The 23,344-nt window shown below is 31.0% G+C and carries 18 protein-coding genes, 7 tRNA genes, 1 rRNA gene and 1 pseudogene; 5 read left to right on the top strand and 22 right to left on the bottom strand.

The annotated features are described in order from the left end of the window. Window positions 1-4: 4 nt before the first annotated feature. Both ACREVX_RS00135 and ACREVX_RS00130 read right to left on the bottom strand, forming a co-directional pair. A complete protein-coding gene (locus ACREVX_RS00135) occupies window positions 5-1,207 on the bottom strand; it encodes a restriction endonuclease subunit S (protein WP_431541995.1) in 1,203 nt (400 codons plus the stop codon). After that, on the bottom strand, window positions 1,197-2,708 hold the full coding sequence (locus ACREVX_RS00130) for a class I SAM-dependent DNA methyltransferase (RefSeq protein WP_431541994.1): 1,512 nt from the start codon (window positions 2,706-2,708) through the stop codon (window positions 1,197-1,199). The genes ACREVX_RS00135 and ACREVX_RS00130 overlap by 11 nt, the downstream gene beginning before the upstream one ends. A 1,782-nt stretch (window positions 2,709-4,490) precedes the next feature. Here ACREVX_RS00130 and ACREVX_RS00125 point away from each other — a divergent pair. Then, window positions 4,491-5,129: a PadR family transcriptional regulator gene (locus ACREVX_RS00125; RefSeq protein WP_431541993.1), complete on the top strand. Its 639-nt coding sequence runs from the start codon at window positions 4,491-4,493 to the stop codon at window positions 5,127-5,129. A gap of 395 nt (window positions 5,130-5,524) precedes the next feature. Then, window positions 5,525-6,145 (top strand): tyrosine-type recombinase/integrase, encoded by a 621-nt coding sequence (locus ACREVX_RS00120; protein ID WP_431541992.1) that lies wholly within the window; start codon window positions 5,525-5,527, stop codon window positions 6,143-6,145. Between the two features lie 1,519 nt (window positions 6,146-7,664). On the opposite strand, the gene ACREVX_RS00115 is transcribed toward ACREVX_RS00120, so the two are convergent. The 3 genes from ACREVX_RS00115 to ACREVX_RS00105 all read right to left on the bottom strand — a co-directional run bounded on the left by ACREVX_RS00115 (window position 7,665) and on the right by ACREVX_RS00105 (window position 10,244). Further along, on the bottom strand, window positions 7,665-8,996 hold the full coding sequence (locus ACREVX_RS00115) for a hypothetical protein (protein WP_431541991.1): 1,332 nt from the start codon (window positions 8,994-8,996) through the stop codon (window positions 7,665-7,667). Between the two features lie 664 nt (window positions 8,997-9,660). Next, window positions 9,661-9,894, bottom strand: coding sequence for a hypothetical protein (locus ACREVX_RS00110; protein WP_431541990.1), 234 nt, complete (start codon window positions 9,892-9,894; stop codon window positions 9,661-9,663). 185 nt (window positions 9,895-10,079) lie between these two features. Beyond that, window positions 10,080-10,244 (bottom strand): helix-turn-helix domain-containing protein, encoded by a 165-nt coding sequence (locus ACREVX_RS00105; protein ID WP_431541989.1) that lies wholly within the window; start codon window positions 10,242-10,244, stop codon window positions 10,080-10,082. Between the two features lie 222 nt (window positions 10,245-10,466). Here ACREVX_RS00105 and ACREVX_RS00100 point away from each other — a divergent pair, with 222 nt between their 5' ends. The 3 genes from ACREVX_RS00100 to ACREVX_RS00090 are packed head-to-tail and all read left to right on the top strand — an operon-like array spanning window position 10,467 to window position 12,590. Then, window positions 10,467-11,195: a LexA family protein gene (locus ACREVX_RS00100; protein WP_431541987.1), complete on the top strand. Its 729-nt coding sequence runs from the start codon at window positions 10,467-10,469 to the stop codon at window positions 11,193-11,195. Between the two features lie 11 nt (window positions 11,196-11,206). Then, the gene (locus ACREVX_RS00095; protein WP_431541986.1) at window positions 11,207-12,376 is read left to right on the top strand and encodes a site-specific integrase; all 1,170 of its coding nucleotides are present in this window, start codon (window positions 11,207-11,209) and stop codon (window positions 12,374-12,376) included. After that, on the top strand, window positions 12,363-12,590 hold the full coding sequence (locus tag ACREVX_RS00090) for a hypothetical protein (RefSeq protein WP_431541985.1): 228 nt from the start codon (window positions 12,363-12,365) through the stop codon (window positions 12,588-12,590). The genes ACREVX_RS00095 and ACREVX_RS00090 overlap by 14 nt, the downstream gene beginning before the upstream one ends. Before the next feature lie 197 nt (window positions 12,591-12,787). Here the strand turns inward: ACREVX_RS00090 and ACREVX_RS00085 are convergent. From ACREVX_RS00085 to rrf, 17 genes and pseudogenes are all read right to left on the bottom strand, one after another. Continuing rightward, window positions 12,788-12,864 (bottom strand) — tRNA-Arg (locus ACREVX_RS00085). 51 nt (window positions 12,865-12,915) lie between these two features. Then, window positions 12,916-13,443 (bottom strand): GNAT family N-acetyltransferase, encoded by a 528-nt coding sequence (locus ACREVX_RS00080; RefSeq protein WP_431541983.1) that lies wholly within the window; start codon window positions 13,441-13,443, stop codon window positions 12,916-12,918. A gap of 192 nt (window positions 13,444-13,635) precedes the next feature. Then, window positions 13,636-13,726 (bottom strand) — tRNA-Ser (locus tag ACREVX_RS00075). A gap of 34 nt (window positions 13,727-13,760) precedes the next feature. Then, window positions 13,761-13,851, bottom strand: a tRNA-Ser gene (locus tag ACREVX_RS00070). Window positions 13,852-13,982: 131 nt separating this feature from the next. Continuing rightward, window positions 13,983-14,073 (bottom strand) — tRNA-Ser (locus ACREVX_RS00065). A 33-nt stretch (window positions 14,074-14,106) separates the two neighbouring features. Continuing rightward, window positions 14,107-14,197 (bottom strand) — tRNA-Ser (locus ACREVX_RS00060). A 189-nt stretch (window positions 14,198-14,386) separates the two neighbouring features. Further along, complete coding sequence (gene serS / locus ACREVX_RS00055; protein ID WP_431541982.1) at window positions 14,387-15,670, bottom strand: serine--tRNA ligase; 1,284 nt, start codon at window positions 15,668-15,670, stop codon at window positions 14,387-14,389. A gap of 96 nt (window positions 15,671-15,766) precedes the next feature. Next, window positions 15,767-16,006: pseudogene (locus ACREVX_RS00050) on the bottom strand (DUF1667 domain-containing protein); the annotation flags it as partial. Between the two features lie 40 nt (window positions 16,007-16,046). After that, a complete protein-coding gene (locus ACREVX_RS00045) occupies window positions 16,047-17,444 on the bottom strand; it encodes an NAD(P)/FAD-dependent oxidoreductase (protein ID WP_431541981.1) in 1,398 nt (465 codons plus the stop codon). Window positions 17,445-17,621: 177 nt separating this feature from the next. Beyond that, window positions 17,622-18,089: a response regulator gene (locus tag ACREVX_RS00040; protein ID WP_431541980.1), complete on the bottom strand. Its 468-nt coding sequence runs from the start codon at window positions 18,087-18,089 to the stop codon at window positions 17,622-17,624. Window positions 18,090-18,127: 38 nt separating this feature from the next. Further along, window positions 18,128-18,721: a hypothetical protein gene (locus ACREVX_RS00035; RefSeq protein WP_431541978.1), complete on the bottom strand. Its 594-nt coding sequence runs from the start codon at window positions 18,719-18,721 to the stop codon at window positions 18,128-18,130. A 171-nt stretch (window positions 18,722-18,892) separates the two neighbouring features. Continuing rightward, the gene (locus tag ACREVX_RS00030; protein ID WP_431542021.1) at window positions 18,893-21,613 is read right to left on the bottom strand and encodes a UPF0182 family protein; all 2,721 of its coding nucleotides are present in this window, start codon (window positions 21,611-21,613) and stop codon (window positions 18,893-18,895) included. Between the two features lie 252 nt (window positions 21,614-21,865). Next, entirely contained in the window at window positions 21,866-22,381 is a 516-nt protein-coding gene (locus ACREVX_RS00025) for a transcription repressor NadR (RefSeq protein WP_431541976.1), read from the bottom strand. Window positions 22,382-22,468: 87 nt separating this feature from the next. Continuing rightward, window positions 22,469-22,963: an HD domain-containing protein gene (locus tag ACREVX_RS00020; protein ID WP_431541975.1), complete on the bottom strand. Its 495-nt coding sequence runs from the start codon at window positions 22,961-22,963 to the stop codon at window positions 22,469-22,471. Window positions 22,964-23,051: 88 nt separating this feature from the next. Continuing rightward, window positions 23,052-23,127 (bottom strand) — tRNA-Ala (locus ACREVX_RS00015). A 5-nt stretch (window positions 23,128-23,132) separates the two neighbouring features. Continuing rightward, window positions 23,133-23,209, bottom strand: a tRNA-Ile gene (locus ACREVX_RS00010). A gap of 10 nt (window positions 23,210-23,219) precedes the next feature. After that, window positions 23,220-23,336: ribosomal RNA gene (rrf, locus tag ACREVX_RS00005) — 5S ribosomal RNA — on the bottom strand. Window positions 23,337-23,344: the final 8 nt, after the last annotated feature.

Genomic DNA, 23,344 nt, shown 5'->3' with positions numbered 1-23,344 from the left:
ACTTTTAAAGATTTATTTCTAAGTTATCTAGGTCTATTTCTCCATTCATTAGTTTTGGGAGAAGGGTATCTCTAAGATTTGTTAATGTAATAATTTCTTCTTCATTATTTAATATCTTCTTACTCAAGTCTTTTGCTAGTTCTTCAAATCTATCTAGAATTGGTTTTATAGGAACAGTAATTTTAAACTCCTTAATTGTTTGTCCTGAAACTTCTTTAAACGTAGAACCATTAGCTAATCCTTCTATTTTATCCTTATTTGAAATTAATATATTATAAATAAACTCTGTTCCGAATCCTTCCTTTGGAACCAATGACTTAAATCCTTGGTTAGTACAAGCTTCATTCTTTGCTATTGCTATATATCCTATAGGTGCTCTTGAACTAAAAAGAACTGTACCTTTAGGAATTAACTTTGCTGAACTGTTTTTAAATCCACTTTCTGTTATATCTCTATTTCCTCTAGAAATGAATTTGAAAGTATATCCTGATAAATCCTTTGGTGTTATCCATGCAATTTCGTTATCAGTATAGTATTCCTCATTTTTAGTAGGTGGTGTACCACCACCTATAACTTCTGCAATATTAAAAATAGTGTCTATCTTCCATCCCTTAGGAATCATGCCTAACTCACTATCAACCATATCTCCCCCAGAAGATTTATAATGTAACCCTTCTTCATTTTCAAATTCAAAATCTACAAACCAACGTTTAAATAGTAGTTGAGATATAGATTGTAAGTTTTCATTAATGCTGTTATTCATTTCTATTTTTTTATCAATGGTTGAGAGAATACGTGCTATTTTAATTTGCACCTTAGTGTTGGTTGTAAAAATTACGTCTACAGGATGTATATGATTTCTATTTAATGTTGGGACGGCACTTCCACCTCCATAGTGAGCTAAATCAAGTGTTTTCAATAAATAATATATATATTCTGGATTATTGCCTTTGAAATCATCAACATATAGCGTAGTGTTATGAGCCCAACATTTCTGATTTAAAAAGTGTGGTGTACCTATATTTCCACTTCTACCAATAGTCAAACAAGGTGCATCTGTAGTGAACTTATTATGATAACCTATTACACCATTTGAACCTACAACAGGGTAAATGCCATGTATCATATCTTTTTTACATAAGTCATGTCCCCTTCTAAAATTTAGTATTTCTCCTAGTTTACGCTTTTCAAATTTACTATACTTCATACCCAATTCCTCCTAGAGCCTTCCTAATTTTATCCTCTAGTTCTTTGGATTCTTTAAGCTGCTTACTCAACTCGCCTGTTAAACCTTCCATCTTTTCTTCAAAAGATATTCCATCATCTTCTACCTCTTCTATCCCAACATACCTACCAGGGGTTAATACATACCCATGTTCAGCTATTTCATCTATATTGGTAGATTTACAAAAACCTTGTGTATCTTCATATCCATTATCATTTTTCCAATTATGATACGTCTCAGCTATTTTCTTAATATCATCATCAGATAGCTCCTTTAATCTCCTATTTATCATATAGCCTAGATTTCTAGCATCAATAAATAATACTTTCCCTGTAGTGTTTTCACCTTTATCTTTACGTAATATCCATAATGATACCGGTATACCTGTAGAATAAAATAGTTGTCCTGGCATCGCTACAATACAATCTACTATATCATCATTTACCATAGCAGTTCTTATTGACCCTTCACTAGATGTATTGGAACTTAATGAACCATTTGCAAGTACTGAACCCATTACTCCATTAGGTGCAAGATGATGTACCATATGTTGTAACCAAGCATAGTTAGCATTACCTGTTGGTGGCACACCATACTTCCATCTGATATCTTCTTCTATCCTATCCCCACCCCAATCTGATACATTAAACGGTGGGTTTGCTAGTATAAAATTTGCTTTTAGTGTTTTATGTAAGTCTTCATGAAATGTATCAGCATTATGAGTTCCAAGGTCTGCTTCTATTTGCCTAAGAGCTAGATTCATTTTAGCTAGTTTCCATGTTGTAGGATTACTTTCTTCCCCATATACAGATATATTATTAATATTACCTTGATGCTCGCGTACGAATTTTGCTGATTGACAAAACATACCACCAGAACCACAGCATGGGTCATATACACGACCAGAATATGGTTCTATGATTTCTACTAAAGTACGTACAATACAGGACGGTGTATAGAACTCTCCTCCTAATTTACCTTCAGCACTAGCAAACTTACTTAGGAAGTACTCATATACACGTCCAAGCATATCCATTTCCTTTGCACTATCACTACCTATATCAAAATTAGTGAATAATGTTACTAGCTCACCTAATCTAGTTTTATCAAGTTCTGGTCTTGAATAGTTCTTGGTTAATACCCCTTTTAAAGATTGATTTTCTTTTTCTATGAGTTCCATCGCTGTATCTATCTTTTTGCCTATATCTACAGAAGTAGCATGTGCCGCTATCTCATTCCACCTGGCTTCCAACGGTACCCAAAATATTCGCTCAGCTGAATACTCATCCTTATCTTCTTCGAATCCTTCTTCTTCTTTTAGAAGCTCATCATGTTTTTCTGAAAAAGAATCTGATACATACTTTAAAAATATTAGTCCTAGTACTACATGCTTATATTCAGATGCATCCATACTTCCTCTAAGCTTATCCGCTGCTAACCATAATTTATCTTCAAACCCTACTGTTGTTGTATTTTCTGCCATTGTATTGTGACCTCCATTTGTTCTCTCTTATGTTTATTCAATTATATCATTTATTTGGTAAATACTATGATGTAATTTAAAACTTTTGTGAAAATTAATGTTACGACAAGGTACAGTCCATTAGAACTAGCCATATAAAGCATCATAATCAAGTCATCTTATATTATAATCCCATAGGGTAAGGTGTCTTTTGTCATTGTGGAATCATGAGCTAGAAGGTTAACATATAGATTCTAGGCGGTGGCCTGTATACCCTAGCGCTAATTACCCTGTAGCAAAACATATAGCATATTAAACATAGGTTGTTAGACCTACCTACACAGTACTTTACGTTCAAAAGAACATCTATATACATGGAAAAATAGCATATAATTTCTCTCGGTACCAGGTTATATATAATAAATACTATTCTTTAGTTTCATGCCCCACCCCTCTTGTAGAAAGAAAGTTAGAGAGGGTGGAGATGATTATCCCCTGTTATTGTTTGAGTGTCTTATATTATGCAATAGGCACTTTGTTATAGGTCTATCTATAAAAAGGGAACTGTTGTGCTCTAATATGGGGAGATATATATAAGAAATAGATCTATTGTAATCCTTCGGTACATCTGCTGATACAGCTACATAATGGCATTAATCCTATGATGTATGTCTTGAAACCACTGACAGGGGATTATTATACTTGTGCTGTGGCACTCTCTCTTTATTACTTCCAAGTCAACTACACCTAGATAAAGAACGTATCGCTTTGCTCTAGAGCCTTGAACCCACTTACCTTGAATGATTATATTTCATTTCATGTGACAGCGTATTAAAGGTTATAGCTAACGATGGAACTACAATAATGACTGAAAACACTTTGTAGACTACTATTAGATCTGTGTGAACGTTACAAAACGTAACGTTCAGCTAAGAGTTACAGCTGTTATACCTAGAGGATGATATATATATATTATTTCCTTATATGTTGTACAGTCCTTCTACCAGTGACTTTGGGGGCTATTCTCTTTGTGCTGTGGCACTCTCTCCTTATTACTTCTTAGAAAACTACACCTGGATTAAGAATGCATCTATAACTAATAATATGTGAACCCTTAAAGCATAGTGTTGAGAATACAAGAGGCCAGCTAATAGGAACATTAGTACTACTTGTATGCCTTCAGTATAGTTACTGATACTGCTACCTATATGGTCTTTTTCCATCAGATGTCTAGGTTATCGTTGTCTTGATAGGGAAAGAGCCCTTAGCAGGGCAAGGGTGATTTTTCTTTTCCTTTCTAGTCAACTAGGACTAAATAAAGAATGTGTCTGTAGCTAATATCCTGTAGATTGATAAATTTGATAGGATATTAACACTTATACGTTCAATATGAGATGACTTAAGTTAGATGCAAAAGATTATATAGTGGAAGCATTGGTATATACTAATCCAATCGATTCAGTATCAAGCCATTACCAAGGGGTCCGTAAAACACGTACCCCTTGGTTAATCGAGATAAAGAGGTGTCCAAAACGGATCCTCCTTCAGCAGAGAGATTTAATATTTAGACATTCGCTAAGTTGCTACAACACATAAGCTATATATCAATAACTAATACTATTAACCCTAGACTTATTAGAGAAAGAGCCCTTAGCAGGGCAAGGGTGATATCTTTTTTCAAATCATAAGTAGTTAGTATCAATACTGTTATAACTGTAGGCTATTCCTTAGTGGGATAGTCTATTTCTAGTGGTCCTAAGTAGGACCTTAAACTGCTTGATTATAGAAGGAGGTCATTATATTATGAACAATAAAAAAAGAACAAGTAAGCGGTTAAGTTTAAAAGGGAGGTATAAGCTTGTAAAGATAGACACTGACCATGACTACAAGGCTAAGTATAATAAGTTGTTCCCTACTAAGATGTCTAGTTCAAATCTTCTACTGATATATACTCTGTTTTTACTAGACAAGAGTGATGAACCTCTATATGGCAAAGAGATGCTAACAGAGATCGAGAGGGCTGGTAGTACTGATATTTGGAAGCCTTCACATGGTACTTACTATCCTCTCTTAGATGATATGGTGAAAGCAGGATACATTAATAATGTTAAGACTACTAATTCTATGAAGTTCTATGACATTACTGATATAGGAAGGCAAGAATTGATATTCAAACGAAGTGAATTTAGAACTATGCTTATTGAGTCCTCTAAGTTCTTTTCTAACATACTAAGTCAAATATACAATGAGAAGCAAGAGAAGGTTGTTGCAACTACCATTCAAAGTGTTGAAGAGAAACTGGACAACCCTAACATTGAAGTACTTGAGATGTTAACTAAAATTTATGATGAAGTTAAGGATCTTGTTACAAAGGTTGAGGATCAATGTATTGAGGTGAGGGTTATAACACCAGGTAAGCAGTTTAAGGAGCCCAGCCTTTAAGGTATATTAGTCATTATTAGGGTTGATGATGAAACCTATAGCTAAAGCTAATCCCTAACGGGATAAAGGGGGGGAGTTGGTAATCCTACTCCATAGGAGGTGGTGATACTCTAACTGAATTTATGAGTGAGGTTATTAAATATAGGTTGTGTATGCTGTCATGCTAATATTACAATGTTATAAGATTTAAGTGTACTGTCATTGATTACAATGATAATATAGGGTAGCATAATGCCAACAAAGGATATAAGTTGGCATTTATCTAAATGTAGTGAGGTATTGGTGTATATAGCTTTCAAGAGTATTCAAGCCAAGACAGTCCTAGAATTCATAAACATAATGCCAACTAACGGTGGTATTTGAATATAACTTAACTAAATAGGGAGGTGGTCCAAATGAATAACAATCTAAACATAAGAGGTATTCCAAAGCCTATGGAGGTTGAACCAATTAAGAAGTTAAAGGATATTGAGAAGGTTCAGCAGTATCTTAAGGGGAAGGAGAATAAGAGGGACTATATTATATTCGTTGTAGGGATCAATGTTGGTCTTAGAGCTGGGGATCTATTAGAACTTAAGGTACGGGATGTCCTTGAAAATGGAGAGGTGGTTGATTCAATTCTTATCAAGGAACAGAAGACAGGTAAGAGTAGGGACCTTACACTTAATATAGCTGCAAGGGGAGCAATCAAGTATTATCTTTCTAGCATTAAAGAATACACCTTAGAGGACTACTTATTTAGAAGTCAGAAGGGAGGAGGACACTTGACTGTTGAGGCAACCCATAAGATTATTAAGGGGACACTTAGGGATCTGAATGTTAAAGGGAACTATGGCACTCATAGTCTTCGTAAGACATGGGCCTATCACATATACATGAACAATGCTAAGGATAACCCTCTAATACTGCCAACACTACAGAAGATGTTAAACCATAGTAACCAAGCCATAACACTTAGGTATATTGGTATTACTAAGGAAGTTATAACTGATGTATACAACAGCATTAACCTCTAGGCATCTTATGAAGTAATCTAAGCTTAGAAGAGGCTAACTTCTTTGTTTGATTACCATGGGTGTTTATATCGACGATAGGCTTGTATGTTTAGAGTTACACGAAATAAGAAATGTGGTATACTAAATCTATAGGAACTGTTTAGGTTTCTATAAAGTTATTATCGCTTAATAACGCAGATCAAAGAACATACTTCTTGTAGGAGTATGTTCTTTACTTTTGACAAACAATATATTATTAAGGAGTGGTTATAAGTATTTAATAAGCCTCTATCAAGCAATCCAAGCTTGATAGAGGCTTTCTACTATGTCTATTGCCATAACGCTCTCAAATCAATGATAAGACGGTTGGTTAAGAATAATACAATGAAGTAAATAGGATTTATATAGTACTACGACTATAGTAGCACAATCATTAGTAGTACAACGCTATATACATTTGTAGTACTATAAATGTAGTAGTACAAATGTATATAAGATATTATTTATAAGCCAATTTAGATGATCTACCTATGCGGTTCTCATATGAGTGACTTAGTAGTCATTCCCTCAGTAGTACCTTTAGATGGTGTTTTGTGAGAGTTTAAAAACACTGTGATACAAAATGTAGCATAATTAATTATAAAGGGAGGCTGGTATTATGGGTATAAAGGGTAATTGTATATACCGACTAAGACGAAGTATTGTAACCAACAATGTATGTGGTATACAAGCCTATTCATTCCTATTAACTAGCCTTAAACACCTCTAAACCATTGATATCCAAAGGTATTGTTGATATAATATACTTAGCAATAAGATGTTAAGAGTAGCATCTGTGCTGTCCTATAATTAGTGACTTGATTGGAATAAGGTTATTATTAGAGGAGGTTGTAACAATGTGTATACCCTCATCTTTCAATTCAATTATATAGTCATAATACATACGTGTTGACACAATATCCTTTTCAGGAGGAGTTCCTGTGGTATAGGGACTCTTATTACTTCTAAATAACCTTTCACACTTAACAAGGAATACTAATAATGACTATAAGGCTGAGTACAATAGGATAAATGTTAACAGAGATTCGAAGAGGTGTTAGTTTTAATATTTTGGGGCCTTCACACGGAACCTACTATCCACTTTTAGAGAGGATGTTTAACGCAGGATACATTGAAAATGCTAAAAGCACTCCATCTAGGAAGTTCTAAGCTATTACTGAATTAGGTACCGAAAGTTAAAATTAAAACTAGCTGAATTTAAACCTATGTTGCTTGAATCGTCTAAGTTCTTTTCTAACGTATTAACTGAAATGTATGATGAGTAATAAGCTAATGATACTATAACTGTTCTAATACTAAAGATGCCACAGTATCTACAAGGCTGGCAACCTTTCTTATATTTGGCTTCTTACAGACTCACATATAAGTTCTCGGAGGTGAAATAAATGGCTTATACATTACTACACTAAATTTTTTCTAAAATGCTCTAGCATACTAATTTATATACCAACCGCTCCCTTAAGTTGTATCAACAATCATGTCACTTGACCATACTAACAATCTTTTCTTGCTCCTCCTGTATGCTTTTACTGTCATCCTTAACGTTAATAAATTCATTAATATTATTAACTTGATTCATTTCACTATCATACGTATAATTTTGTGGTTCTATTTCATCTTTTGAATATATATAATGGTATCCCTGACTAAGTATAAGCTTCTTATATTTATCAAGTGTTGACTGGCTAACACTTATAGTCTCTATTTCTTTATTTAAGTATCTTACTATCCTTCTTGCTGTTTTCTTGGCATTTGGCGACAGTTTTGCATTGTTATCAATACAGTTCATTAATCCAGCTCTTGTAAGAACCTTTTTATCTAAATGTAATACTTGTATTAGAGTATCTCTTAATTCCGATTGATATCCAGCGCTTAATATGCTACCTAGTTCCCTAAGGTTATTTTGCCTTTGTAACACTATTAACTGTGACGATACAAAAGCTATCTTCACTTGTTCCTCATTACTATCGCCCCATAATTTTACGTATTCAGTAATACCTTTACTATATTTATTATGGTTATTAACATACCTATTGTCCTTGTATTGATTCATTTTAACTAATTTGAATATATTATCATAACGGTTTACACTAGTTTTAGCGTCCTGTTGTATCTTAGTATTTGTAGTACCTAATACAATAGGGCTATTCCTTAAACGAATTAGGTAGTCTTGTTTTTTTAGTTCTCTACAGGTCTTTCTCCTTCTATAACTATGTTCAATTCGTAACAATCCATTGCCCTCTAGTTTAAGCTCATTAATATCTTTACCTTTCTCCCTTAGTTCTTTAGTCTTATCATAGATTCTTATTTTGAAACCTGGATTATCAATATTATTACCACTATAAAAATACACTGTTCCTTTATCTAATAACCTATTATCTACTTTCATTCTAGGTACCTGTGTCTTTGATAAAAGATTCAACATCTGCTCAATTTGTTGTTGTGGAAGTATAATATCTAAATTAGTTTCATCAATAGATATCTTAATACTATGGGAGTCTGAGATCTTATCTAGGTCTATGAAGTCTATTATAGCTTTGGCCAATATATCAAGAAACCCATTTGTTGTTGTTTCAACACCATGCATACCATATTTAAAGCTTAAGTAGGGAACATTTAGTGATAACCTTATATCACCTCTATCGTTGTTTATCATATTATAGCCTATATGAATATCGTCATTAGCTAAATTCATACCATATCTCTTTATGTAATAAGTGTTATCATTCTGTACTCTCCTAAACTTATATAGTTGCTTTACTTCATTAATATCAACGCCTTGTATGAATAAAACTAATCTATCTTTAGCCATTTCGATTCCTCCCTTACGTAAGTCCTGTAGGCCTTATAAACAAAGACCTACAGGACTTACACATAGTACTAAAAGAAAAGTTCGTTACACATTATTATAAGCAAACTAAGTGGCCATATACAATGTACTTTATCCATTGCCTCCTTAAATTAAATTATTTACTTTTAAGTTTATCAAGTTCCTGATCTAATCCTTTAAATCTATGGCTGCCAGTCTCTATACAATGGTAGTTCCTTTGTACGATAGAGCATACTCTATGTTTGCACAAGGTATCATTATCTTTTTAAGTAAGTCAAATCATTCTTGTAGATTCTCTATACTAACTAAAATTTTATTTTCATCGTTAACTACTATACATGTCTTTTTTGATAGATACCTATCCATGTTTAGAACATCTACATAGGTAATTGATAATGCACTTAATGGGATGCACGGTCTTTAAAAGACTCTGATGAACATGTCTTCCATAATGATTTATCACTAAGTAAAGTAATTATATTTATACTCTTAATATATATAATATACCTATTTTTCACCACTTCATTTTAACTTCTTAAAACAGGAGGCAAGGCTTTGTTAATACAAGCTTTACCTCCTCAAATCAATATAAAAACTCTACAATAACTTCACTATATTACAAGAAGATTAGTAGTGTGTTATAGGGTTAAAACGGTATATCTTCATCATCGTCCACACCACAGCCAATAATCCCAAACTCCTCTAACTTACTTATACTAATGATATCAGTTAAAATTCTATCCATATAATGAGTATTATATAAAAATTTCTTATGGCCCTCCTTAAGTAGTGATTTTTCACGTTCTAGATAATCAATGACCTTATCCTTAAATAAAGTAACTGCTATTAATTGGGTAAGCTCTACATTAATACTACTCACATTATCCCTCTCCTTATTTAGACCAACAATAATTGTTAGACCTGTTCACATTTTGATAAATTTATAATTTGATTCAACGCTATCTCCATAGTCTTACTTGTAGTAAATATAAGTTTTCTAGTCATAGTAAACATCCTTACTTGAAATAACTGTATAAGCATCTCCAAGTTTGAACACGCTTATATTTAACTGGTGCATTCAATGAATTCATTGAATGCATTCTCAGGAATTCTTATTTGTTTCCCTATTCTTATATGTTTAATTTTGTTTTGCCTCACAAGTTCATACACAGTGTTAAAATGGACTTGTAATAGATCTGAAACCTCGTATACGGTTAATAGCTTTGACATAAATATATCACCTCATAAAATTATTATTATAGAGATGTCGTGATTGACACCGGTACGTATACAAGGAACAAAACAATTAATATGCTTTAACATTTGTTTATATCTATACTATACAATAACTATTCATTAAAGTAAACACATATTTTATAATCATTATTAACATCTATTCATTATTGAGAATAAGTGTTATACTTTGTTTATTATATATTAGGAGGCTTAACTATGAATGATTTTAATAAAGAAGCTTTTCAAAAGGTATTGATTACAGCAAAGGGAACGAGGGGAATTAATGAGTTTGCTTTACAGTGTGGTGTTAGCAGCAGTTACATATCCGAACTAATAAATCTTAAAAGATCAACCCCACCTTCTATGAACATATTAAACAAGATTGCAGCATCATCTCGTAACGATATAAGCTTGCATGACCTAATGCGTACTGCAGGTTATATTGAAACCTTATCAGAAGAGAATGATGAGTTGGATGAACTTATCGAGGAAGAAGATACCTTACTAGAAAGTTCTAATTGTTGTAGTGTTCATGAGTCATTAGATGATGTTGATATGATTCCATTCTTAAAAAACATAACGACAAATAATAGGAGTATGTTTAATAAAAATAATATTCTCAAGTACGGTTATGAAAATAAAGCTGATACAATGTATGCTACCTTCTTCTATTACTATGCTCCTGATAATTCAATGATTAATTCCAAGATTAGTAAAAATGACATACTAACTATAAAGTATGGAGAGAAGCTTGAGAATACTAAAATATTCTTAGTCTTATTGCATAAGGTGCTTACTTTAAGAAGAGTTTTCATCAAAGAAGATTATGTTGTTCTTACCTCAGATAATAGCAAGTTTGAACCGTTTGTACTAACTAGAGATAATTTAAATAAAGATTGTATTGAAGTACTAGGCAAAGTTACTTATGTAAAATTCAAATTGTAGGAGGCTAGACTATGAGAGGTAACATTACTAAAAGAGGCAAGACATACACTATAGTTCTAGACATTGGAAGAGATGATAACGGTAAGCGTAAACAGACAACAAAGGGCGGTTATAAAACTAAGAAAGAAGCTGAGAAGGCATTAAGTGAACTCATCGTTAAAATAGAAAAGGGAGATTACTTTGTTTCAGAAAATATGCTCTTTAAGGATTATCTCGAAAAGTGGGTAAATGAGTACTGTATTAATAATCTTACTCCTAAAACTATAAAAACCTATAACCAACTTATAGAAACTTATATAGCTCCTAAGCTAGGTAATATCAAGATAGATAAGCTAAAGCCTTTAGATTTACAATCATTTTATAACTACCTCCAAAACGATTTAAACCTATCAGGTACAACAGCCTTACATTGCCATGAGGTCATCAATGTTTCACTTAAGCATGCTGTTCAATGGCAAATGTTAAATAGAAATATTGCTACTTCTGTACAACGACCTAAAAAAGCTAAGAAAGAGATGCTTGTTCTTACGGCTGAACAAACGAATATGTTACTAGAAAGATTAAAGAACCTTTCTCTCTATATTCCGGTATTATTAGCTGTTACTACTGGATTGCGACGTGGAGAGATATTAGGATTAACTTGGAAGAATGTCGACCTTGATGGAGGTGTTATATATGTTGTGAACCAACTACAAAAAATCGATGGTGTATTTAAGCTAGTTCCTACTAAAACTGCAGGGAGTAAGAGAAAAATAGCTTTATTACCCTATACAATACCCATCTTAAGAAATCTTAGAAAACTCCAAATAGAACATAAGCTTTTACTAGGCTCTGAATATAACAAGCTTAATCTTGTATACCCCCAAGTAAATGGTACTCCCTATGATCCTGATTATATTTCAAGACACTTTTTGAGAACGATGGACGTAATAAGTGCTGAGTTAGAAATACCTAAGATAAGATTTCATGATTTGAGGCATACTCATGCCACTCTATTATTAAGCCGAAATGTTAATCCCAAGATAGTCTCTGAGAGACTAGGCCACTGTGGTATAAGCATTACTCTTGACACCTATTCCCATGTGTTACCCGATATGCAAAAGGAAGCCGCTGATACCCTAAATAACTTATTCATTAGTACACACAGTTGTATAGAGGAGGAAACTTATGAGTCAATTTAAATTTAAATCATTAATATTCAATACTCATATAGCTAGTTGTAATGGTATATGTAAAAGAGTTTTAAATGATATTGAGGGTTTATCGTATGATAGTAAAGACCTCTTAGACGCATACCTTACTGACAAAAATCATGGAGGTTGTAATTATTCTGCGATAATTAATTTAGGACAGTTATTAAAAGAATTGGAAGATCGTACTATAAATTTAAGATAGTATCGTTAATACAATTCATAATACGAGTAATTATTTTATATCACCATTAGGGTACTACCTTATTCAATTTAATAACTAGTACATATCCTTTTCATAATAATTTAAAACTCATGTTAGCAAAATGTTAGCAAATGCCATTTTCTTAGATATTCTAGGGACGACAAAACCCAGTAACCATTACAGTTACTGGGTTTCTATGGTGCGTCGGACAGGAGTCGAACCTGCGACCAACTGGTTCGTAGCCAGCTACTCTATCCAACTGAGCTACCAACGCATAAACTTCATTACTATACTAACATATTATATACTAAGAGTAAAGTTTTATTTATAAACTATGATTTATAAATTCCTCTCTTAAGATTCCCATAATAATTACATCCCTATAATCACCATTTGAAAAGCATGCCTTCCTCTTTTTTCCCTCTTGTATAAAACCACATTTTTTATAACAATTAATTGCTCTTAAATTAAAATCTAGTACTTCTAGTTCTACTCTATGCACAGCCATATCCATGAATAAATATTTTAATAATACATTCACGGAGTCTTGTCCATATCCTCTATTCCAAAAAGGTTGACCTATAGTTATACCTAATATATATACATTTTTACTATCACCAATTTCTTTATATGTTACATATCCTACAACTACCCCTTTTTCATTTATAATACTAAGATATTTTTTATCAAGATTTACAAATTTATTAAAATTATTTAATATATCCTCTTTTGAGGGAGGCATTCTAAAACTACCATCAAGTCTTCTAACATCTGCATCAGCCCAAATATTAAAAAATATATTTAGATCTCTTCTCTCTACGCACCTCAATAATACTTTATTACCTTTAAGCATATTCTCTCCTTATATATTATAATAATTTTGTTTTCATTTATCTTTGATTAAATCAAATCATCTCCTGCGGAGCTGAAATGTCGTTAAATAAGTTTTATATCTTTAGATAAATAAACAATTAATTCTGTAATTTAATAAGCTAAGTATCTATATTATAAAGTAAAAAAACACCTAACAGTAGTTAGATGTTTCTGGTGGAGAAAGAGGGATTTGAACCCTCGCACCGGTTGCCCAGTCTATACCCTTAGCAGGGGCACCTCTTTAGCCACTTGAGTATTTCTCCATGACTTTTGTTTCTTTACTACTTTTAAAAATAATGGTGGAGGAAGTGGGATTCGAACCCACGGTACGCTTTCACGTACGTCGGTTTTCAAGACCGGTGCCTTAAACCAACTCGACCATCCCTCCACGTCCTAACGACAAGACTTATTATATCAGCATGTTTATAACCTGTCAATATATTTTTATTACTTATGTTATATTTATGTTTCAAACAAAATTTAGAATAAAAAAAACACCTAACAATTGTTAAATGTTTTTGGTGGAGAAAGAGGGATTTGAACCCTCGCACCGGTTGCCCAGTCTATACCCTTAGCAGGGGCACCTCTTTAGCCACTTGAGTATTTCTCCATGGATTTTGTTTCTTTATACTTTTAAAAATAATGGTGGAGGAAGTGGGATTCGAACCCACGGTACGCTTTCACGTACGTCGGTTTTCAAGACCGGTGCCTTAAACCAACTCGACCATCCCTCCATACAACAACAAATATTATTATATCAGTATACATAGTAACTGTCAACATATTTGTAAGTTTATTATTACAACTTTTACATAAATAATCTTACATAACCAATTATTATAATTGCATAATAAATAAACAACCTAAAACTAACATTATTAGCTACTTATTTATTATGCAATTAATGATACATAACTATTCATTTATTTTTTAATGATTTTATTTCCACCCATATATGATAGTAATGCCTCTGGTATAGTTACAGAACCATCTTCATTTTGATAATTTTCAAGTACTGCAGCGAGTGCTCTTCCAACAGCTACTCCTGATCCATTTAATGTATGAATGTATTGTGCTTTATCTTTTTTATCATCTTTATATCTTATGTTTGCACGTCTTGCTTGGAAGTCTTCGAAATTACTACAACTTGAAATTTCAACATATTTATTGTAACTTGGCATCCAAACCTCAATATCATATTTGAATGATGCTGTAAATCCTAAATCACCCTTGCATATCTTAACTATTCTATAAGGCAATCCAAGTCCTTGTAATACGGACTCTGCATCTTTAAGTAATTTTTCAAGTTCTGCATAAGAATCTTCAGGTTTTGTAAATTTTAAAAGTTCTACCTTATTAAACTGATGTTGCCTTATAAGTCCTCTGGTATCTCTACCTGCTGAACCCGCTTCTTGTCTAAAACAAGCACTATAAGCAACATGTTTTATAGGAAGATCTTTACCATTTAATATTTCATCTCTATAAATATTTGTAACCGGTACTTCTGCAGTAGGTATTAAGAAATAGTCCGTATTAGCCACTTTAAATGCATCTTCTTCGAATTTAGGTAATTGACCCGTACCAATCATGCTTTGCCTATTAACCATATATGGAGGCAATATTTCTGTATATCCATTTGTGTCCACATGAAGATCTAAAAAATAACTGATTAATGCTCTTTCAAGTCTTGCTCCAAGGCCCTTATATACTGTAAATCTTGAACCAGTAATCTTTCCGCCTCTTTCAAAATCTAAAATATCATTGTCTATTCCTAAATCCCAATGAGCTTTAGCTTCAAAACTAAAATTTTTAGGCTCTCCCCATTTTTTTACTTCAACATTGTCTTCCTCAGTATTTCCTTCTGGTACATTAACACTAGGAATATTAGGAATACTTAACATAACATTTTTTATTTTTTCATTAACTTCAAATAGTTTAACATCAAAATTTTTAATTTGATCTGAAAGTTTTTTCATTTTCTCCATGATTTCATCAACATTTTCTCCACTTTTTTTAAGTTTTGGTATAAGTGCAGACTGAGTATTTCTATTGTTTTTTAATTCTTCAACCTCAACTAGAATGTCCCTTCTTGTTTTATCAAGCGATACCACTTCATCAATTATTGATAAATTAAAATTTTCCCCTCTATTTTTCATAAGTGCTTTTATTTCTTGCGGATTATTTCTTATTCTTTTTAAATCTAACATAATTATTCCTCCTTAAGTTTTTAATGACCTCTATTAATTAAGTAACCTTGTAAATTTAACCAATATTTTAAATTTAAGTAAATTTCAAAATTATATTTATTGTTTATTTCTTTCAATGTTTTTTGTACATATAATGTCAACCCCAGTATTAAGTACATTCTTACATACTACATCCCCTATTTTTATAGGTGGACCCACATGTATTCTACTTAATGCTTTTGAGCATTCAATCCATATTTTCCTGTTAAGAGGCTTACTGCTTTTCACTGGAGCTATGTTGCACAAATCAGAACCTTTTATTCTAACTAAACTTGTAAATATATCTTCATCTTTATTAAAATTACAACTAATTTCTTCTACCAAATAAATTCACCACCTACATACTATCAAATTCCTTTATTCTATGTAATACAATATTAGAATTCTTTGAGTCCTTAGCTATCTCTGTCATTTCTTTATTTGTTTCCCTCGCTAAAATAGAAACAATTTTGTTTAAGCAATGCGATCCTTGACAATTTCCAAAGGCAGCACCAGTTCTTCTTTTAACCCCTTCTACTGTTCGAGCGCCTAGTGGTCTTCTTATAGCATCCACAATCTCACCCTCAGTTACCTTCTCACATCCACATATTATTTTACCATATTTGTTGTCTAACTTAATAATTCTTTTCCTTTCCGCATCACCTAATTCTCTAAACTTATAATACTCACGCCTCTTATCATTAAAATCCTTCTTGAGTTTACATTTCATAATGCTAACAACACTCTCACACACCATACTTGCTATAGCCGGAGTCATAGTTACCTGTCCATAATGTTTTCCTCTAACTTGAATAAGTCCATCATCTATCCCACTATCATCAATTACCATAGGTTGCTCAAAAAAAGGTAGTTCAAGAAACATTTTAACATCTATATCATCAACGCCACTTGTTATCTTAGATACTCTATCTACTACTGAATTATAACTGATATCCTCTCTTGTACTAATACCAGCTAAAGTATCTCCTTCCATTGTTGAAAGCATGTAGCTCCTTTCTCCTTTAGAATTAATCATAAATAATGCATGAGAAAATCTTACTTTTTCATTATTATCTAAAAGTATATATTTTAATTTTCCTTCATTACTATCTATATCATGTTTCTTTTCATTCATTATACTATAATTTTCTGATGGAGTTGTATTTATTACCATCTTGCAAGTGAATCTATTTTTGTTTGTAATAACACTAAATCCTTTTGGTATTTTTTGAATGTCTATGACTTCTTCCTCTAATTTGAATTTAACACCATTATCAAAGGCTACTTCGCCATATGATAACGCTAAGTCAAATGGACAAATTACACCTGTATTTTTAGAATATAATGCTTTTTTTATATCCACATTTAAATTTGGTTCCATTTCATATATATATTCAGAATCTAAAATAGCTACATCCTTTATTCCTCTATCTATTGCTCTTTTATATATTTTTTCAATTATTGAAACTTCTTCATCTGTTTGTGCAATTGTAAGAGAACCACACCTTTTGAATGGAACATTAAATTTAGCGCTTATAACATCCATCATCTTATTTCCCATACGCTCAAGTTTAGCATTTAAAGTATCTTCACTTTCAACGCCATCATATACCATAGCAGTATTTATTACTGCCACATCATCTGCTATATCGTAGTCCTTTTCAATAACAGCTATATTAAGATTATATTTAGATATTTCATAAGCTACTGCGCATCCAATTAAGCCCCCGCCCAAAATAAGTACATCATAATCCATCGAAACCCTCCACCCTAAATAAAACTATTTTACTTCATATTGTTATTATATCCTTTTTTTAAACATACGACGCATTATATTGAACTTTTTTAAAAAAATTCAATAAAAAAAGAAGAACAGCCATATATTCTTCTTTTCACAATGGCTTTAGCCATAATTATTCACATCTAGTAGATTTTAATATCTTGTATTATAACAAAAAAACATCTGCTTTAAAGTTTCTTTATTTATAGGTTTACTTAATACAAAATCAACATTATTCATTTCTTGACCTTCAAAAGATCCTACCCAACCCGTCATTAAACAGAAATAAGTACCTACATTTATTTCTTTAACTTTTTGCGCAACTTGGAATCCATTAATACCTGGCATAGTAAAATCACATATTATTATATCATATTTTCTTCTTTTTAGCTCAGAACCTAAGTTATCACAACCACATGTTTTTATTTTACATTTTGACATTGATTTTATCATACTAGAGACTACATTTCTTATTTGCTCTTGATCATCAATAACAAGAATATTGCCTTCAAAACAAACCTCATAGTTTGATATACTATCATTCTTCTTAATTATTTTTTTACATATTGGCAATTTTATAATAAAAGAAGTTCCTACCTTTTCTTCGCTTTTTATTTCCAAACTTCCATTATGTGAAAGTATTATATTATAGGAAATACTTAACCCCAGTCCTGAACCATTATTCCCTTTGGTTGTAAAAAACGGTTCACACCTTTAGATACATCGTAATATTCTACGTTAATATCCATATAACTTACTATACCTAATGCCTCGAATTTTTCTAAAAGTTCTAAATTATCTATTTCACTTAGATTAAATAATATATTGTCATCATCATTTGCTGAAAAATCGTTTAAATTATTAATGTGTTTAATTGTTTCTATATTATTAATCAAACAATATTTATGATTTTTAGATATACTATAATAATTATCCATATCCTTTAAACTTTCTCGGTGTTTAACTGAACTATGAAAAATGCAAAAACCTATGTCACAAACATCCTTAACTTTACTCATTACAATTTCTCTAAAGTTATTTACATCTATATTTTTAGCTATATTTGAAAAAATGTCATTAAATAAAACTAATTTTTTATTCTGGTGTTTTAATAATGAATTAGACTGGAGCATCCATATAGCTTTATCTATTTCATTTTTATCAGTAAATTGAATTTCTTTATTTATATATATAATAATTAATGTTTGAAATAAATCACTGAACTTATATAAATTATTATCTATATATTTCATAAAATACACCTATACCCTTCATAATCACGCATATATAATTTATTCGACATATTATCTTAATTTCCTTTGTTTTATACAATATGTATTAGGTTTTATACATTCTTTTAGTAATATAAATCATTTATACTATAAAAAAAAGACATATAATAATATATGTCCCATGATAACGTTCTAATCACTTATTTTATTTAGTATATCACCTAGTTCTTTTATAAATGTTCCATATTCGGTCCACTTTCCACTTTTTTGAGCTTCTAATGCTTTGTTATATAAATCTTTAGCACTTCTTACATTTTTAAGAATTTCTTCATCTTTACCGAAATTATCTACATATTTTGTTATATAAGCTTTATCTTTAGCATCAAATATTTGCTCTAGAGCTGATTTAATATTGTCATCCAAAATTATTTTATCATCATAAGATACTATAACTTTTTTCATCTCTGGAATGCTTTTCTCTCCTTTAGCTCTTAGATACATAGGTTGCACATAAATCAAGGAGTTTTTAATTGGTATAATTAATGTTTCACCAAATTGAACTTCTGACCCTTGCGTATTCCAAAGTGATAATTCTTTTGATATTTCAGTATCTTGATTTATCTTTTGCGTAAATAGTACCGGGCTATATATCGTTTCTTTTGATGGCAATTTATACAGAACCATTTTCCCATAATTATTGCCATCCATTCGAACTCCAAATAAAGATACCATGTTATTTCGCCCTTTAGTATTAAAGTATTCAAGTAAAACCATTTCCTGTTTATCTTCATTAGGTAGTTTCATCATTAAGTGAGATGCTTCATTTTTCTCGTTTTCATCCTCAACCTTTTCTTGATTTGTTGCTATAGACCACACATCATCTCCATTATAAAATACTCCTGAATCTGTTATATGATATTTATTTAGTAGGTTGCATTGCACGCTAAATAAACCTTCTGGGTATTTAAAGTGTTCCTTTATACCAGAAGGAATTACCTCGGAGTTTTTAAACAGTTTTGGAAATATTTTTAAATAACTACTAGCAATAGGATCTTTTTTATCAACTATATAAAACTCTGGTTTTCCATCTACTGCATCAATAACAACTTTAACAGAATTCCTAATATAATTTACACCATTTTGTGGCTGTGAGAATGGATATCTATTGGAACTTGTATACGCATCTATAATCCAATATATTTTACCTTCATTTATTATAACGTATGGATCACTATCATACGTTATAAATGGAGCAATCTTTTTTACTCTCTCAATTATATTTTTATTAATTAATATTTTACTATCAGGAGTTATGTCGCCAGATAATAAAAACTTAGTACTTTTTTTATTAATTGAAAATAGAATCCTGTTTATAATGTTCATCTTTATTCCAGCACTACCTTCATAGTTATTCATTTTATTTTCTCCACCACTAGGATAATCTAATTCTCCAATTTTTGTATTAACTATACTATAATCATTAGTGTTTTCACCAAAATATATTCTGGGATTATCTAATTTTATGTTTGTTTTATTGTCTAAAGGTATATTATTAATCATAAAATCCGGTTGACCTTCACTAGTTACAGAACTTGTCTTACTCATAACAATTCCATAACCATGCGTATATACTAAATGTCTATTCTGCCAAGTATTTGAATTACCTTGTAATGTATCTAAATTAATTTCCCTTGGCGCAATAAATACTTGCTCTCTCTTTCCATTAATATTATATCTATCAATATCTATATCGTTAAATTCATAATAATATCTTAAATATTGAAATTGATTATAGAATTCTAGTGCTGGCTTATAAGAATTAACCTTTATATTATCAATAGTATCTTTATTTTCACTAACATCTTCTTTAGTTAAATTATTATTTATTTCAAATGGTATTTCATGTACGTTGTCAATATTAAAAGCTTTTCTTGTACTGTCTATATTATACTTAATATATGGTTGTTCTAAAGTTTTTTGATTTGAATTAACTTCATATTTTTGAACTACGGTTGATGTTAAATGCTCTCCAAAAACTAAAACTAATATTACAATATAAGATGTTATCATAAGATTTTTTTTATATGTCAAAATACTTATAAATGTTATAATTGCGGCCATTAAACATGCCCCTGCTATTACCCGATAAAACCTTAAGGTCACATGTACATCTGTATAACTTGCACCAAATACTAATCCTCTTGGTGAATACACTAAATTCCATGATTTTATTAAATAGCCTAATGCTATTAATAACATTACTAATGAAGCTATTATTGCAAACTGCCTCCCTGCAAATTTTGTAACTCCACTACTAAATTTTTTAAAGTTTTTAAATTTGAATATATCGCTTTCTTTATTATGATGTACTATATGATCCTTTGCGGTTAGTACGATGTATATTATTATAGTAATGCTTATTAATACAATAAGTATTGTTAATAGTGCCTTATTTAGTGATTCAATTAACGGTAGTTTGAATATAAAAAATGAAATATCTTTTTTAAATAATGGGTCATTTACTTTAAAATTTGTACTACTTACAAATTGAAGTATCTTATACCAGTAATTCGTTGCAAAAGTAAAAGAAATTGTAAAAGAAATTGTAATATTTATTAAAACACTAATTATACTTTCTGATTTCCCTTTCTTTTTGCTCACTTCACAGTACTTTCGTAATCTTAAAAAACTGCCTTTAAATGATTTATAATATACCCATATTACAGTATAACTTAATATAAATATAGGTAACATTAGCTTTAAAATTGTTAACAATTTTGTAAAATACACCGATATATATCCTACTTCGTTAAACCATTGTATATTTATTGCTAAATTAACTATATTCCCTAAGAACGCTATGATTATTATAATTAATACTAAAAAAACAGCTATCTTTTTTTTGTTTTTTATAAAAATCACCTCTTATCTAGTTTAAGTAATTTACCTAACCTTAAATATTTTGTTTCAATTACACACAGGTCATAATTCCTGACAACAAAAACATCTTATACATTCATACATATTCCATTTAGGATTTAATATGTCTCGATTTTTAACCCTTTCGACATAACTTAAAACCTTTTATTTTCATAGACTCTATCTTTTCGCCAAGTATGTTTATATCCTCTGGAAGTATAACTCACTTAATCTAATCAAAATATATTAATCACAAACCAGATAATTTTTATCTTTTAATTCTTTTATAATAAGTTCTATAATTTCATTATTATCAGCTCTTATTGTATGTAAATGTATCCCTTTAGTTAAAGAAGATAATGGCTGGGCACTAAATTCTTCAAGCTTCTTCGTAAATTCTTCAATATCCATAATTGTTTTTATCATTAGCATGGCTCTTATCTCGCCATATAAAGAGTGTTCTACTGTTACATCCTCCACTATCCCTCCAAACTTAACAATGCACTCAAGCTCATTGTATATGTCCTCTTTACCATGTGAAACTGCAATTACTCTCTTTACATAATTATTTTCTTCACTAGGCATTAAATAACCTTCTGGTGTAGCAATTATATTTACTCCCGTGGCTCTTATAATTGCAATATCTTTTACTATAACCTGCCTTGTAACACCTAGCTCCTTTGCAAGTAGCTGACCTTTATATGTAATATTATTTTTAGTTAGTAAATTTTCAATACATTCTCTTCTTTCTTTTGAATTCATTTTACCCTCCTATCAATTGTATTTAATTATATTCTATCACTATTAATATATTATTAGAAACAAAAAAAGAAACTACTTTCTAGCTTCCTAATTTCTATTATCGCTTTCCTTTAGCACGTCTAATTCTATATCTCCCATTATATTATCATTATGGTGATTTCTAACTAAAAATAGAAATCTATCGTTATATCCATCTTTTTTTAAGAGATTATATCCTATTTCTCCATGATTGTAATATACATTTACATTTTTATTTTTCTTATATTTTCTAATCTTTCCACTTGTTAATTTATGCATTATAACCATAACAGCTTTCTCTATTGGATTCATTATATTATATATTTTACCTATATCATGTAGTAGTGCAACCTTTGTTAAATCCTTTGATTGTAACCCTCTTTGATTACAAGTTAATTTCACATCCCTAGCTACATTTATACAGTGTTTTTGCTCATAAATAGGTAATTGATTAAATAGTTGTAATTCATCATTATCTAAATACATTTTAAGAAGATCTATGTCTTTATCATTAATTTTAGATGCCAAGGACCAATAAAACTGCTTTACTCTATATAGTGACATTTAGACTCTCCTTTGTATCCATATTATTATAATCCATTTTAGTTAATAATTTTATAAATAAAAAAACAGCCCATATTGGACTGTTTTTTGGTGGAGATAAAGGGAATCGAACCCTTGACCCCCTGCGTGCAAGGCAGGTGCTCTCCCAGCTGAGCTATATCCCCACATATGGTGGACCTTCAGGGACTCGAACCCCGGACCGACCGGTTATGAGCCGGTAGCTCTAACCAGCTGAGCTAAAGATCCATATGTTTTTACCTGGCGACAACCTACTCTTCCACAAGGTCACCCCTGCAGTACCATTGGCGCATTGAAGCTTAACCGACCTGTTCGGTATGGGAAGGGGTGTTACCTTCATGCCATAATCACCAGATTTATAAG

The organism is Clostridium sp. (assembly GCF_050717545.1).
In the GTDB taxonomy this organism is placed as follows: domain Bacteria; phylum Bacillota; class Clostridia; order Clostridiales; family Clostridiaceae; genus Clostridium_AD.
The sequence above is the reverse complement of the archived record's forward strand: the minus strand, read 5'-3'. Positions and strand labels throughout refer to the sequence as shown.

Bases quoted from the DNA above. Each gene is read 5' to 3' on its own strand.
- ACREVX_RS00135 (WP_431541995.1), bottom strand. From the start codon at position 1,207: ATGAAGTATAGTAAATTTGAAAAGCGTAAACTAGGAGAAATACTAAAT.
- ACREVX_RS00130 (WP_431541994.1), bottom strand. From the start codon at position 2,708: ATGGCAGAAAATACAACAACAGTAGGGTTTGAAGATAAATTATGGTTA.
- ACREVX_RS00125 (WP_431541993.1), top strand. From the start codon at position 4,491: ATGAACAATAAAAAAAGAACAAGTAAGCGGTTAAGTTTAAAAGGGAGG.
- ACREVX_RS00120 (WP_431541992.1), top strand. From the start codon at position 5,525: ATGAATAACAATCTAAACATAAGAGGTATTCCAAAGCCTATGGAGGTT.
- ACREVX_RS00115 (WP_431541991.1), bottom strand. From the start codon at position 8,996: ATGGCTAAAGATAGATTAGTTTTATTCATACAAGGCGTTGATATTAAT.
- ACREVX_RS00105 (WP_431541989.1), bottom strand. From the start codon at position 10,244: ATGTCAAAGCTATTAACCGTATACGAGGTTTCAGATCTATTACAAGTC.
- ACREVX_RS00100 (WP_431541987.1), top strand. From the start codon at position 10,467: ATGAATGATTTTAATAAAGAAGCTTTTCAAAAGGTATTGATTACAGCA.
- ACREVX_RS00095 (WP_431541986.1), top strand. From the start codon at position 11,207: ATGAGAGGTAACATTACTAAAAGAGGCAAGACATACACTATAGTTCTA.
- ACREVX_RS00090 (WP_431541985.1), top strand. From the start codon at position 12,363: ATGAGTCAATTTAAATTTAAATCATTAATATTCAATACTCATATAGCT.
- ACREVX_RS00080 (WP_431541983.1), bottom strand. From the start codon at position 13,443: ATGCTTAAAGGTAATAAAGTATTATTGAGGTGCGTAGAGAGAAGAGAT.
- serS (WP_431541982.1), bottom strand. From the start codon at position 15,670: ATGTTAGATTTAAAAAGAATAAGAAATAATCCGCAAGAAATAAAAGCA.
- ACREVX_RS00045 (WP_431541981.1), bottom strand. From the start codon at position 17,444: ATGGATTATGATGTACTTATTTTGGGCGGGGGCTTAATTGGATGCGCA.
- ACREVX_RS00035 (WP_431541978.1), bottom strand. From the start codon at position 18,721: ATGAAATATATAGATAATAATTTATATAAGTTCAGTGATTTATTTCAA.
- ACREVX_RS00025 (WP_431541976.1), bottom strand. From the start codon at position 22,381: ATGAATTCAAAAGAAAGAAGAGAATGTATTGAAAATTTACTAACTAAA.
- ACREVX_RS00020 (WP_431541975.1), bottom strand. From the start codon at position 22,963: ATGTCACTATATAGAGTAAAGCAGTTTTATTGGTCCTTGGCATCTAAA.